Origin of the sequence: Streptomyces sp. NPDC047974, from assembly GCF_040653375.1 — a bacterium.
GTDB lineage: Bacteria > Actinomycetota > Actinomycetes > Streptomycetales > Streptomycetaceae > Streptomyces.
The window spans coordinates 15,116-28,578 of sequence record NZ_JBEZNU010000041.1; the positions used below are offsets into that span (position 1 = coordinate 15,116).

General features: G+C 73.0%; 8 protein-coding genes. 3 read left to right on the plus strand and 5 right to left on the minus strand.

Annotation, left to right across the window (positions count from 1 at the left end; genetic code table 11):
• Positions 1 to 48: 48 nt before the first annotated feature.
• The 3 genes from AB0E19_RS34560 to AB0E19_RS34570 all read right to left on the minus strand — a co-directional run bounded on the left by AB0E19_RS34560 (position 49) and on the right by AB0E19_RS34570 (position 4,642).
• Positions 49 to 2,034 carry an NB-ARC domain-containing protein gene (locus tag AB0E19_RS34560; protein WP_362187747.1) on the minus strand — a complete coding sequence of 662 codons (1,986 nt, stop codon included), beginning with the start codon at positions 2,032 to 2,034 and terminating at the stop codon, positions 49 to 51.
• A 244-nt stretch (positions 2,035 to 2,278) separates the two neighbouring features.
• Positions 2,279 to 2,905, minus strand: a complete 627-nt coding sequence (locus AB0E19_RS34565; protein WP_362187751.1) for an NUDIX hydrolase — start codon at positions 2,903 to 2,905, stop codon at positions 2,279 to 2,281.
• Between the two features lie 84 nt (positions 2,906 to 2,989).
• A complete protein-coding gene (locus AB0E19_RS34570) occupies positions 2,990 to 4,642 on the minus strand; it encodes a CTP synthase (RefSeq protein ID WP_362187754.1) in 1,653 nt (550 codons plus the stop codon).
• A gap of 528 nt (positions 4,643 to 5,170) precedes the next feature.
• Here AB0E19_RS34570 and AB0E19_RS34575 point away from each other — a divergent pair.
• Complete coding sequence (locus AB0E19_RS34575) at positions 5,171 to 6,973, plus strand: glycoside hydrolase family 15 protein (protein ID WP_362187757.1); 1,803 nt, start codon at positions 5,171 to 5,173, stop codon at positions 6,971 to 6,973.
• A 69-nt stretch (positions 6,974 to 7,042) separates the two neighbouring features.
• Complete coding sequence (locus AB0E19_RS34580) at positions 7,043 to 8,431, plus strand: FAD-binding oxidoreductase (RefSeq protein WP_362187760.1); 1,389 nt, start codon at positions 7,043 to 7,045, stop codon at positions 8,429 to 8,431.
• Positions 8,432 to 8,434: 3 nt separating this feature from the next.
• On the opposite strand, the gene AB0E19_RS34585 is transcribed toward AB0E19_RS34580, so the two are convergent.
• Positions 8,435 to 10,072, minus strand: coding sequence for an NAD(P)/FAD-dependent oxidoreductase (locus tag AB0E19_RS34585; protein WP_362187763.1), 1,638 nt, complete (start codon positions 10,070 to 10,072; stop codon positions 8,435 to 8,437).
• Positions 10,073 to 10,133: 61 nt separating this feature from the next.
• Positions 10,134 to 11,657 (minus strand): APC family permease, encoded by a 1,524-nt coding sequence (locus AB0E19_RS34590; RefSeq protein WP_362187766.1) that lies wholly within the window; start codon positions 11,655 to 11,657, stop codon positions 10,134 to 10,136.
• Between the two features lie 159 nt (positions 11,658 to 11,816).
• Between AB0E19_RS34590 and AB0E19_RS34595 the strand changes: the two genes are divergently transcribed.
• A complete protein-coding gene (locus AB0E19_RS34595; RefSeq protein ID WP_362187769.1) occupies positions 11,817 to 13,439 on the plus strand; it encodes a PucR family transcriptional regulator in 1,623 nt (540 codons plus the stop codon).
• Positions 13,440 to 13,463: the final 24 nt, after the last annotated feature.

Consider the following 13,463-nt stretch of genomic DNA (forward strand, 5'->3'; position numbering starts at 1 on the left):
CGGAACCAGTCTAATGAAGGAGTTCCCGCTGTCTAGCCTTTCAAAGTACTAATCTTCCGCAGACCCACTGCGGATTTCGTAGGCACAGGGGTCGGTTTCCAGAAGACGGTCCGCCGCGGCCCGGTGCAGCCGCGCCGCGGCCGGGTCGCCGAGCCGGTCCAGGGTGTCGGCGAGCCGCAGCTGGAGCGCCGCCTGGAGCCGGGTGTCCCGCGCGCGACGGGCCCACTCGACCGCCTCCTCGCAGGTCCGCAGCGACTCCTCGGGGCGTCCGGCGTACTCCTGCACCCGGGCCGCCTCGCTCAACGCCCGTGCGTGGCCCGGGAGATCGCCGAGCCTGCGGTAGCCGGCCGCGGCCGCCCGCCAGTGCCGCAGGGCCTCCCCGTACCGCCCGGCGTAGGTCTGTACGGCTCCGAGGCGGGCGTACAGGCGCGCCTGGTCGGCGCGCTCGTCATGGGCGAGGCGCTGGGCCAGGGCGCGGCCGTACCAGTCGCCGGCCCGCTGCCAGTCGCCGAGCTCCTGATAGCTGCCACCTACGGATTCCATTGCGCGACCGGTGGCGTATGGATCATTTGCCTGCCTTCCGACCTCCCATGCCAACCGATATCGCAGCAGGGCGTCCTTCGTGCGGCCCGTCTTGGCATCGAGGTCGCCGAGGTTGAGCAGGGCGGCGGCCCGCTCGCGGTGGAGTCCGCGCCGCTCGGCGACGTCGAGGACGAGCCGGTGCAGCCCGTAGAGGTCGGGGGCGGCCGCCTCGGCCCCGCGGTGCGCGGTCAGCGCCCGCACCAGGGAGGCGATGAGCCGGCGGGCGAGGGTGTCCAGCTCGCCGTCGGCGACCGCGAGCCGGGCGCAGGCGAGCAGCTCGGTGCGGCGGGAGGCCAGCCAGTCGGCGGCGTCCTCGGGGGTGGGGAAGCGCAGGGCGCGCGGCAGACCGGCGAGCCTGCGGCGGGCCGGGGAGCCCTCGGGTTCGGTGACCGCACGGCAGGACTGGAGGAGCCGTACGGTCCGCTCCAGCATCCGGGCCCGGGCGAGCTGCACCTCGGCGGGCCGGTCGCGCTCCTCCAGCTGGGCGCGAAGGAGGGGGACGAGATGGCCGGGGACCTCGTACCGCCCGTCGGCGGTCTCGGCCACCAGGCCGAGCCGGGCGAAGTCCGCGAGCGTGGTCGTCGCCGCCGAGACCGAGCAGCCGGCCAGGGCGGAGGCGGTGTGGGCGTCGGCCCGGCCGAGCGGGGCGAGCGCCAGGAAGCGCAGTATCCGGGCGGCCGGCTGGGGCAGCGCCTGGTGGGCCAGGAGGAAGGTACGGGTGAGGGGGTCGCCGCTCAGGCCGCGCAGGCGCTTGGCGAGGTCGGCGACGGAGGTCTCGGGCCGGCCGGCCAGCCAGCCGCCGGCGAGGACCACCGCGGCGGGCAGTCCGCCGCACTCCTCGACCAGCGCCTCGGCGGCCTGCGGGTCGACGGTGATGCGGACCGAGCCGGTGGCCGAGGTCAGCAGCTCGATCGCGGACTTCGGGTCGAGTCCGCCGAGGGTGCAGGGCCGGACGTCGGGGATGCCGGTGAGCGGGCCCCGGGCCACCGCGACGACCAGGGCGTCGGGGTTGTCGGGGAGCAGCGGGTCGGCCTGCTCGGCGTCGACGGCGTCGTCGAGCAGGAGGATCGCCCGGCGCGTGCCGAGCGCCTCGCGGACCAGCTCGGTCAGTTCGTCCTCGGCGGCGCCGGGCGGCTCGGCGACCCCGAGGTCGCGCAGCAGTTCGCGGGCGGCCCTGGCGGTGGGGACGGGCTCCCCGCCGGGCTCGGTGAGCCGCGTCCGGTAGACCCCGTCGGGGTAGCGCGCGGCGACCGAGGCGATGAGCTCCTCGGCGAGCGAGGTCCGCCCGGAGCCGGGCCGGCCGGCGACGAGGAGGACACGGGCGCGGGGCTCCTTGCGGCCGGTGAGGGTGTCCAGGCCGGTCCGCTCGATGTCGGCGCGGAGGGCCTTCAACTCCCGCTGCCGGCCGTAGAACTGCCGGCTGCCGGCCGCCGCCACCGCCTGATCCGTCACGGGCCACACTCCCGTCCACCTGCGCACGAGCCGATCCCCGCGGGGGACTCCGCACGGGCGTGTACGAGCGTAGTTCAGCCCCCCGGGCCTCCCCGGCGGAGCACGACGACCACGTCCCCCGATCGGATCAGCCGACAGTCACACCGGCCCCCGTCGAGGGCCGCCGCCGTTCCGTCGTGGGCATACGTTCCGCCAGCGCGGAACGCCTGCCCACAACGGGCGGGGCGCGGCCCGCATCGAAGCGCTACGCCTCGAAAGGCCGGGCCGGCCACGCCGCGTCGGCCGGGCGGAGCGCGTCGAGCCCGTCGCCGGCACGCGCCGCGACCAGCGCCAGCACGCCCACCACCAGGCAGTTGTTGTGGAGCTCGCCGGCGAGGACACCGCGCACGAGGTCGGCGAGCGGGACCCGCGCCACCTCCATGTCCGCCTCCTCCTCGGAGACCGCGTACCGCTCCCCCTCCGCCTCGGCGAGATCCCGGGCCAGGAAGATCCGTACGGCCTCGTCGCAGCCGCCCGGGGTGGTGTAGACGTCCGCGAGGACCCGCCACTCCCCCGCCTTGGCGTACGCCTCCTCGTACAGCTCGCGCTGCGCGGCGCGCAGCGGGTTCTCCCCGGGCACGTCGAGCAGGCCCGCCGGGATCTCCCACAGCTTCTGCCGCACCGGGTGGCGGTACTGCCGCAGCACGAGCACCCGGTCCTGGTCGTCCAGGGCGAGCACGGCGACGGAGCCGGGGTGGACCTGGTAGTCGCGGCGGGCGACCGAGCCGTCCGGCATGACCACGTCGTCCGTGCGGACACTCGTCTTGTTTCCCGTGAAGGGGGTGGTGGTGGCGACGACGCGCCACTCCTCCGGGGTGTCCTGCACCTTCATCTCTGTCCTCCCGTACCCGAACCACATACGAAAACCGGGGTACCGGCCCGTCAGGACCCGTACCCCGGCAACGTTAACGCCTGGCTACTTCTTGCCGGTCTTGCGCTCGACGGCCGCCTTCACCAGGCCCGCGAAGAGCGGGTGCGGGCGGGTCGGGCGGGACTTCAGCTCCGGGTGCGCCTGGGTGGCGACCAGGTAGGGGTGGATCTCCTTCGGGTACTCGACGAACTCGACGAGCTTGTTGTCCGGGGAGGTGCCGGAGAAGACCAGGCCGGCCTTCTTCTCCAGCTCGGCGCGGTACGCGTTGTTCACCTCGTAGCGGTGACGGTGGCGCTCCTCGACGTACGGCTCGCCGTCGTAGGTCTCGCGGACGACCGAGCCCTCGGCGAGCTTCGCCGGGTAGAGGCCCAGGCGCATCGTTCCGCCCAGGTCGCCGGCGCCCTCCACGTAGGCGAGCTGCTCCTCCATCGTGGAGACGACGGGGTGCGCGGTGGCCGGGTCGAACTCGGTGGAGTTCGCCTCGGGGATGCCCGCCAGGTTCCGGGCCGCCTCGATGACGATGCACTGCAGGCCCAGGCAGATGCCGAGCAGCGGCACCTTGTGCTCGCGGGCGTACTGGATGGCGCCGACCTTGCCGGAGACGCCGCGGTCGCCGAAGCCGCCGGGGATGAGGACGGCGTCGCAGTCGCCGAGCTGCTTCTCGGCGCCGGCCTGGGTCTTGCAGTCGTCGGAGGTGACCCACTTGACCTTGACCCGCGCCTTGTTGGCGAAGCCGCCGGCGCGCATGGCCTCGGTCACCGACAGGTAGGCGTCCGGCAGGTCGATGTACTTGCCGACGAGCGCGACGGTGACCTCGTGGTCGGGGTTGTGGACGCGGTCCAGGAGGTCCTCCCAGACGGTCCAGTCCACGTCGCGGAAGGGCAGGTCGAGCTTGCGGACGACGTAGGCGTCGAGGCCCTCGGTGTGCAGCACCTTCGGGATGTCGTAGATCGACGGGGCGTCGATGGCGGCGACGACCGCGGCCTCGTCGACGTCGCACATCAGCGAGATCTTGCGCTTGATGGCGGTGGGGACCTCGCGGTCGGCGCGCAGCACGATCGCGTCGGGCTGGATGCCGATGTTGCGCAGGGCGGCGACCGAGTGCTGGGTCGGCTTGGTCTTCAGCTCGCCGGAGGGGCCGATGTAGGGCAGCAGCGAGATGTGGACGACGAAGACGTTGTCGCGGCCGACCTCGTGGCGGACCTGGCGGACGGTCTCCAGGAAGGGCAGCGACTCGATGTCGCCGACGGTGCCGCCGACCTCGGTGATGACGACGTCGACGTCGTCGGTGGCCATGCGGCGGATCCGCGACTTGATCTCGTTGGTGATGTGCGGGATGACCTGCACGGTGTCGCCGAGGTACTCGCCGCGCCGCTCCTTGGCGATGACCTGCGAGTAGACCTGGCCGGTGGTGACGTTGGCCGAGCCGTCGAGGTCGACGTCGAGGAAGCGCTCGTAGTGGCCGATGTCCAGGTCGGTCTCGGCGCCGTCGTTGGTGACGAACACCTCACCGTGCTGGAAGGGGTTCATCGTGCCCGGGTCGACGTTGAGGTACGGGTCGAGCTTCTGCATCGTGACCCGCAGGCCGCGGGCCTTGAGGAGCGCACCCAGGCTGGAGGCGGTGAGGCCCTTGCCGAGGGAGGAGGCGACACCCCCGGTGACGAAGATGTGCTTGGTCGTCGTGGTGTTGGGCGGCATCGCCAAGAGGGGGCTCCCGTGGTCGCGTTCTGGAGGTGCGAAGCGGCAGGTCCTCCGGAAGAATCGGGGGTGCCGTCGCTGCGGTTTCGGGGGTTTCGGCTGGCGCCGTTTCCCACCGGTCCACGGGGTACCAGGGTATCAGTGACATCAGGAGACCGCTTCCGGCCACACGGGCGGCGCGCCCGCCGACCGGGTGGGACGGGCCCTCGCGGGGCCTCAGGGGGCGCCCGGCGGGGCTCGGGGGGCGTATCGAAAACAACTGTTCACCCGTGTGGAGCAGCGCGTTACACGGGTGATCACCACGGTCACTACTGTGCGGACCATCCCGCCCGGCCTCGTCTCCGGGCGGCCGGCCGACGGCACCACCCCCGCCCGTGGAACCGGACCGGGAGCCCGTGTCGCTTCCCCTCGACCCGCTGCCGGAGCCGGCCATCCCGCACACTGGCACCGCGGGCACCTCTCGCAACTCGCAACATCTGCTGCACGCGCCCCGAGGGGCGGACAGGCCGTTCGACTGGAGTGAAGCACGTGGCCGGGCGTATCGAGGATTACGCACTCATCGGAGACATGCAGACCGCGGCGCTGGTCTGCCGGGACGGCAGCGTCGATTGGCTCTGCCTCCCCCGCTTCGACTCGCACGCGGTCTTCGCGGGGCTGCTCGGCACCGAGGAGCACGGCTTCTGGAGAGTGGGCCCGGCCGGCCCCTCCGACGCCGAAGCCGCCCCGGCGGACCGCCGCCGCTACCGGGGCGACTCGCTGATCCTGGAGTCCGAGTGGGACACCCCGCGCGGCACGGTCCGGGTGACCGACTTCATGCCGCCGCGCGACGGCGCGCCGCAGCTGGTCCGGATCGTGGAGGGGATCAGCGGCCGGGTGCGGATGCGCTCGGCGCTGCGGATGCGGTTCAGCTACGGCCGGATCGTCCCCTGGGTCCACAAGGTCGGCGAGCGGACGGTGGCCGTCGCCGGACCGGACTCCGTCTGGTTCGACACCGACGCCGAGACCCACGGCGAGGACCTCACCACCTACTCCGAGTTCACCGTCACCCCCGGCGACCGGATCACCTTCACCCTCTCCTGGCAGCCCTCGCACAAGGAGCCGCCGGCGCTGCCGGACCCGGAGGGCTCCCTGGAGGCGACCGCCGACTTCTGGCGCGACTGGGTGGAGCACTGCACCTACCACGGCCCCTACCGGGAGGCCGTGGTCCGCTCGCTGATCACCCTGAAGGCGCTGACGTACGCGCCGACCGGCGGGATCGTCGCGGCGCCGACGACCTCGCTGCCGGAGGAGATCGGCGGCGTACGGAACTGGGACTACCGCTACACCTGGCTGCGGGACGCGGCCATCACCCTCTCCTCGCTGCTGCGCACCGGCTACCGCGACGAGGCCCGGGCCTGGCGGGACTGGCTGCTCCGCGCGGTCGCGGGCGACCCGGAGAACCTGCAGATCATGTACGGCATCGCGGGCGAGCGGGAGCTCGGCGAGGCGGAGCTGGACTGGCTTCCGGGGTACGAGAACTCCGGCCCGGTCCGGGTCGGCAACGGCGCGGCGAACCAGCTCCAGCTGGACGTCTACGGCGAGGTCGCGGAGGCGCTCCACCTGGCGCACATGACGGGCCTGTCCCGCAACGACTACGCCTCGCTGCTCCAGATCAAGCTGATCAACTACCTGGAGACCCACTGGGACCAGCCCGACGAGGGCATCTGGGAGGTCCGCGGCCCGCGCCGGCACTTCACCCACTCCAAGGTGATGGCCTGGGTGGCGGTGGACCGCACGATCAAGCTGATCGAGTCCGGGGACGCGGACGGCCCGCTGGAGCGCTGGCGGGAGCTGCGCGACGAGATCCACCGGGACGTCTGCGAGAAGGGCTACGACAAGGAGCGGAACACCTTCACCCAGTCGTACGGCTCCAAGGAGCTGGACGCCTCGCTGCTGCTGATCCCGCAGATGGGCTTCCTGCCGCCGGACGACAAGCGGGTGATCGGCACGATCGAGGCGATCCAGCGGGAGCTGTCCACGGAGGACGGCTTCGTGCTGCGCTATCCGACGGCCGGCGAGGAGGCGGGCGTCGACGGCCTGGAGGGCGACGAGGGCGCGTTCCTCGCCTGCTCGTTCTGGCTCGCCGACGACCTGGCGATGATCGGCCGGGTCGACGAGGCCCGGAACCTCTTCGAGAAGCTGCTCGCGCTCCGCAACGACCTCGGGCTGCTCGCCGAGGAGTGGGACCCCCGGCTGCAGCGGCAGGTCGGCAACTTCCCGCAGGCGTTCAGCCACGTCCCGCTGATCGACACGGCGCTGCGGCTGACGGCGAGCGGCGCGTACGGCGGCTGAGCGGCGGCCCCGGGGGCCCGGACCTACGATGAGAGGTGTTCTGGCCCCCGTACCGAAAGGGGGGCGGCCATGGCTCCCCACACCACCGTTCCGCCGAGCGCCCTGGCCGGGCTCCGCGAGGATCTGGCCGGTGAGGTGTACGTGCCCGGCGATCCGGGCTACGACGAGGCCAGGGCCGTCCACAACGGGATGATCGACCGCCGCCCGGCGGTCATCGCCCAGTGCGCGACCCAGGCCGACGTGGCCAACGCGATCCTCTTCGGCCGGGAGACCGGGCTGCCGATCGCGGTGCGCGGCGGCGGTCACAGCGTCGCCGGGGTCTCCGTCGTCGACGGAGCGCTCGTGGTCGACCTGCGCCGGATGCACGCGGTGGTCGCGGACCCGGAGCACCTGACGGTGCGGGTCGAGGGCGGGGCGCTCATGAGCCACCTGGACCGCGCGACCCAGCCGTTCGGTCTGGCGACGACCGGCGGGCGGGTCTCCACGACCGGTGTCGGCGGCTTCGTGCTCGGCGGCGGCTCCGGCTGGCTGGAGCGGAAGTTCGGCCTGGCCAGCGACAACCTGCTCTCCGTCGAGCTGATCACGGCCGAGGGCCGGCACGTGGTGGCGAGCGCGGAGGAGAACCCGGAGCTGTTCTGGGCGCTGCACGGCGGCGGCGGGAACTTCGGCGTGGCGACCTCGCTGACGCTGCGGCTGCACGAGCTGCCGCACATGAGCGTGGCGCTGCTGCTCTTCCTGCCCCGGTCCGGCCACGAGGTCGTGGACGCCTATCGCGAGCTGGCCGGGTGGGCGCCGGACGAGATCGGCGGCGGGGTCATCTACTTCCCGGCCCCGCCGGAGCCGTTCGTGCCCGAGCACCTGGTGGGGCAGCTGGTGTGCGGCGCCCTGGTGACGTGCGCGGGGCCGGTGTCCCGGGCCCGTGAGGTCGCCGAGTCGCTGCTCGCGCTGCGGCCGGTGGTGGAGGTCGTGGGCGACATCCCGTACGCGGAGCTCCAGTGCATGATGGACGACCCGCCGGGGCTGCGGAACTACTGGTCGGCGGAGTATCTGAGGGGCTTCCCCGAGGAGGCCGTGGACGTCTTCTGTTCGCGCGGCGAGCGGATCCCGGCCGGGACGGCGACCCAGCACGTGCTCTTCATGATGGGCGGGGCGGTGGCGGCCGGCCCGGCCGGCTATCCGCTGCCGTGGCGGACCGCGCCGTGGGTGGTGCACCCGTTCGCGACCTGGGAGGACCCGGCGGACGACGGGCGGGCGGTGCAGTGGGTGCACGACGTCCGCGCGGACATGCGGCCGTGGACCACGGACGCCGTGTACCTCAACTTCATCGGCGCGGAGGGCGAGCAGCGGGTCGTCGCCGGGTTCGGCGAGGAGAACGTCCCCCGGCTCGCCGCCGTGAAGGCGGCCTTCGACCCCGACAACGTCTTCCGCCACAACCACAACGTCCGGCCGGCGGCCTGACCCCTACCGCAGGGCGTCGATCACCTCCCGCGCGGCGCGCTCGCCCTCGGTGGCGCCGCCCTCCATGAAGCCCTGGAAGTCGTAGGAGCAGTGCTCGCCGCCGATGTGGACGTTGCCCTGGGCGGTGCCCTCGTACCCCGCGTACCGGTGGAGGTAGCCCACCGGCCAGCAGGAGTAGGCGCCGAGCGCGTGCGGGTTCTCGTGCCAGGCGGAGAGCTGGGCGCGGCCGTTCCAGGCCCGTGAGGTGCCGGGGAAGAAGGCGTCGACGCCGGCGAGGTAGCGGCTCACGAGGTTCCGCACGTACGGGTCGGCCTCGGTGGAGAAGGGTCCCGCGGGGTTCAGGTTCCGGGCGAGGCTGCCGCCGTTGTACTGGATGAGGATGCCGCCGGTGCCGCCCTGGATCTTGGTGGTGTCCCAGGTCTGCTGGACGTCCAGGTCGGTGAAGCAGTCGCCGGCGGAGACCCCGGGCCAGGGTCCGGTGCCGCGCCAGGGGCGGGTGCCGAACTGCATGTTGAGCTTGGTGCAGTAGCCCATGCGGGCGTCCCGGAGCAGGTTCGTCATGAGCGGGTCGAAGCCGGCCCGGGTGAGGTCGAGCCGCTGGAGGACCGGCAGCGGGACGCACAGGACGGTGTGGTCGGCGGTGACGGTCCGGGTGGTGGCGCCCTCGGTGAAGGTCAGCGTCTGGGTGCCGTCGGCGTTGGCCCGTACGGCCTGGAGGGTGAAGCCCATCCGGAGGGTGCCGGGGTTCAGGGCTCCGGCGATGGCGTGGGGGAGCCGGTCGTTGCCCCCGGTGATGTGGTAGCGCTCGTTGGACAGGCCCCAGATGTTGAAGTTGCCGGGATTGGTCTGGTAGCCCATGAGCAGGACGAGGGCCAGCGAGGACTGTTCGGTGGTGTCGGCGCCGTACTCGACGTTGTAGGCGACGTCGATGAACCGGCCGAGCGGCGAGGCGTGCCCGCCGGGGACGCGGCTCTCGATCCACTCGTACACCGACATCTCGTCGAGGGCGGTGCCGGTGGGGGTGGTCTGGTTCCAGAAGACCTCGCCCGCCTCGGACAGGTCGCGGCGCAGCGCCTGGTAGACGCCGTTGAAGTCCTCGTCGGCCTGGTGGCGCGGGTAGTAGCCGCCGTCGAACCAGAGCACCTCCTCGGCGCCGTTGGGTCCGCCGCCGAGGAAGTCCTCGGTGGGGAGGTCGAAGCGGCGGCAGAGCTCCAGCATCTTCTTGTGGCTGGTGTCGATGAGCTCGCCGCCGATCTCGGAGGTCTGCCCGTAGGCCCAGTGGTTCCGCTGGGTCCACATGCGGCCGCCGACGCGGGCCGGGTCGGCCTCGTAGAGGACGGGGGCGAGGCCCGCGTCCTGGAGGGTGAGGGCGGCGGTGAGTCCGGCGATGCCGGCGCCGACGACGGCGATCCGGGCGTCGGACCGCACCGGCGGGTCGGGGACGGCGGCGACGGCGGGGGCGGCCGCGGCTCCGGCGGAGACCGCGATCCCGGCCGCGGCGGCGGCCTTGAGGAGGGTGCGGCGGCCGGGCGGGTCGTGCCTCAGGCCGCGGAGCTCGTCGACGGGGAGGCCGAGCCGGCGGGCGTCGGCGTGGTCGGTGGCGAGGCGGTTCAGGAGGTGCATCGGGTTGGTGCGTGCCATGGGGCGCTCCTGGAGTGGTGGGGGTTCGGCCGGTGGCGGTGGCGGCCGTACGGCCGCGGGGTCAGCCGTGGGCTGCGGGTACGGGCTCCGCCTGCTCGTCGTCGCGTTCGGCGGCGTCCTCCAGGACGATCCGGCCGATGATCTCGTACCGCTCGGGGCGCCGGGCCCTCAGGTAGAGGCCGAGGGCGAGGCCGCCGAGGAAGACCCCGCCGACGATCCACGGGATCGCCTTGAAGAAGAGGGAGTCGGCGGCGAGCCCGGCCGCGGTCTCCATGTTGACGACGAGCAGCACGACGACGGCGGTCATGCCGATGCCGCCGAGGAGGGGCGCGGTGAGGGTCCTGAACCAGTGCCGGTCCTCGGGGTGGTTCCTGCGGAAGTAGCCGATGACGGCGAAGGAGCAGAGCGTCTGCACGATGAGGATCGCCATCGTGCCGAGGATCGCGAGCAGCGTGTAGAGGTGGATGTAGGGGTCCTGGCCGGTGAGCCAGAAGGCGCCGACGAGGGCGACGGCGATGACGCTCTGCACGAAGGAGGCGAGGTACGGGGAGCCGTGCTTCGGGTGGGTGCGGCCGAGGGCCGGGTGGAGGAAGCCCTCGCGGCCGATGGCGTAGAGGTAGCGCGAGGCGCACTGGTGGAAGGCCATGCCGCAGGCGAAGGAGCCGGTGAGCAGCAGCCACTGGAAGGCGTCGACGGCCCAGGCGCCGATGAAGGTCCGGGCCGGCGCGAAGAAGAGGTCGAGCGGGCTGCTGGAGGACGACACCTCCACCGAGCCGGCGAGGCCGTTCCCGGCGATCGCCATCCACGACACGTAGATGTAGAAGAGTCCGACGCCGACGACGGAGATCAGGGTGGCGCGGGGGATGACCCGCTTGGGGTCGCGGGACTCCTCGCCGTACATGGCCGTCGACTCGAAGCCGACCCAGGACCAGAAGGCGAAGAAGAGGCCGAGCCCGGCGGAGGCCCCGGTGAAGGCGTTCGTCGGGTTGATCGGCTCGACGGGGATGCCGTCGGGGCCGCCGCCGTGGATGAGGACGGCGGTGGCGACCGCGAAGAGGACGGCGATCTCCGCGATGAGCATGACGCCGAGGGCCTTGGCGGTCAGGTTGATGTCGAAGTACGACAGGACGGCGGTGACGGCCAGCATGGCGGCCGCGTAGAGGATCCACGGCAGGTCGGCGCCGAGCTGGTCGGCGACGGTGGTCTTCGCGAAGTAGGCGAAGACGCCGACGATGGACGCCTCGAAGACGATGTACGCGAGGACGGCGAGCATGCCGGAGGCCATGCCGGCGATCCGGCCGAGGCCGTGCGAGATGTAGCCGTAGAAGGCTCCGGCGGCGGTGATCCGCTTGGCCATGGCCACGTAGCCGACGGAGAAGACGGTGAGGACGAGGGTGGCGAAGAGATAGCCGGCGGGCGCGCCGGTGCCGTTGCCGAAGCCGACGGCGATGGGGAGGTTCCCGGTCATCGCGGTGATCGGCGCGGCGGTGGCCACGGCCATGAAGACGACGCCGACGAGCCCGACGGAGTTCGCCTTGAGCCGGTCGACGCGGGGCGCCTGCCCCTTGCTGGAGGTGTCTGCCATGGCGCGAGAGCATCCTCGGAAGTGATGTAGGCCACAAGCGACAGGTGGTCACACAATTCCCGCCACGGCACGACGAGTTGCCGGTCTGTTGTACGAAGTGTCCGACCGGTTGACGATCGGGTGATGTCCAGGAAACACGGTGGGCGATACCGTCCGCCCATGGACACGCAGGGCGGCATCACCGTACAACGGGCACTCGAACTGCCGGGGCTCCGCAGCGGCCTTCCGGAGGTCGTCGCCGGGGCGGACCGGCTCCAGCGGACCGTGCGCTGGGTGCACGCCGGCGAGGTGCCCAACATCGCGTCCCTGCTGAAGGGCGGCGAGCTGCTGCTGACGACCGGCCTGGGCCTCGGCACCCGCCCGGCCGAGCAGCGGGCCTTCGTCCGCCGCCTCGCCGACCGCGGCATCGCCGCCCTCGTCGTCGAGCTCGGCCCGCGCTTCGCCCGCCTGCCGGCGACGATCGTGGAGACCGCGCGGGCCGCCGGGCTGCCGCTCGTGCAGCTCCACCGCGAGGTCCCCTTCGTCGCCGTCACGGAGGAGATCCACACCGAGATCGTCAACGGCCACTACGCGCTCCAGCGGCGGGCCGAGGAGGTCCACCGGCAGTGCACCGAGGCGCTGCTCGGCGGCGGCGGAGTGCCCCAGGTCCTGCGGATCCTCTCCGACTTCGCCGCGAACCCGGTCTTCCTGGAGACCGCCGAGGGACAGCTCCTGTACGCGGCGGGCACCGAGTCCGGGCCCGCCGACCCGCTCCAGGTCTGGGACGGGCTCCGCGGCCAGCGCGCCGCCCGCGAGTCCGGTCCGCCGACCGGCACGGTCCTCGTCGACGTCCCCGGTGGAGGTCCCGGTACGGGCTCGGTGCGGGCCCGCCTCGTCCTCCTCGCGGTCTCCGGCGCCCTCTCCCCCGTCCACCGGATGGCCGCCGAGCGGGCGGCGGGCCTCCTCGCGGTCGTCCTCATGCAGGCCCGGCAGGAGGAGGAGCTGGCGGCCCGCGGCCGCGGCGACTTCCTCACCGACCTCGCGGAGGGCCGGATCTCGGCGGAGGACGCCCCGGCGCAGGCCCGCGTCCTCGGCTTCAAGCCGGGCGAGGGCCCGCTGCTCCCGGTCGTCATGCGGCTCGCCCCCGAGCTGTCCCCCTCGGGCAGCTGGGCGCTGCTGGCGCGCGCCGTCCACGAGGAGCTGTCCTCCGTCGGCGTCCCCGCCCTGCTGGGCGTCCGCCCGGTCGAGGGCCGGGTCCCGCTCCTCCTGGGCCTGCGCTCGGAGTCGGAGCGGACGGCGGTCGCGGACCGGGTCGCGGCGGCGCTGCGGGCCGGCGTCGAGCGGGCCGGTCTGGAGGGCGCCGGGGCGCACCCTCCGGTCGTCGTGGTCGGCATGGCCGGCGGCTGGGCCGCGGCCTCGGCCGGGCTGCGGCACGCGTCGGAGACGGCCACGGCGGCGCAGGGCCTGACGGACCGGCCCTGGTACGACGCCCGGCGCCTCGACATCGACCTGCTGCTGTGGCGGCTGCGCGACCACCCGGACCTGGCGGCCTTCGTCGACCGCGCGATCGGCCCGCTCCGCGACCACGACCGCACCTCGCGGCCGCCCCTCCTCCCCACCCTGGAGACGTACCTGGCGCACGCGGGCCGCAAGGCGGAGACGGCCCGCGAGCTCCATCTCAACCGCCAGACCCTCTACAACCGCCTGGCCCGCATCTCCGAACTCCTCGGCACGGACCTGGACGACCCCCAGACGGTCCTGGCCCTGTCCCTCGCGCTGCGTGCGCGGCGGCACATCCTGTAGCCGCCGGTTCGCGGGCGGCGGCCA

Excerpts from the sequence above, each read along its gene's own strand:
- AB0E19_RS34585 (WP_362187763.1), bottom strand. The coding sequence starts at position 10,072 with ATGGCACGCACCAACCCGATGCACCTCCTGAACCGCCTCGCCACCGAC.
- AB0E19_RS34570 (WP_362187754.1), bottom strand. The coding sequence starts at position 4,642 with ATGCCGCCCAACACCACGACGACCAAGCACATCTTCGTCACCGGGGGT.
- AB0E19_RS34595 (WP_362187769.1), top strand. The coding sequence starts at position 11,817 with ATGGACACGCAGGGCGGCATCACCGTACAACGGGCACTCGAACTGCCG.
- AB0E19_RS34565 (WP_362187751.1), bottom strand. The coding sequence starts at position 2,905 with ATGAAGGTGCAGGACACCCCGGAGGAGTGGCGCGTCGTCGCCACCACC.
- AB0E19_RS34580 (WP_362187760.1), top strand. The coding sequence starts at position 7,043 with ATGGCTCCCCACACCACCGTTCCGCCGAGCGCCCTGGCCGGGCTCCGC.
- AB0E19_RS34590 (WP_362187766.1), bottom strand. The coding sequence starts at position 11,657 with ATGGCAGACACCTCCAGCAAGGGGCAGGCGCCCCGCGTCGACCGGCTC.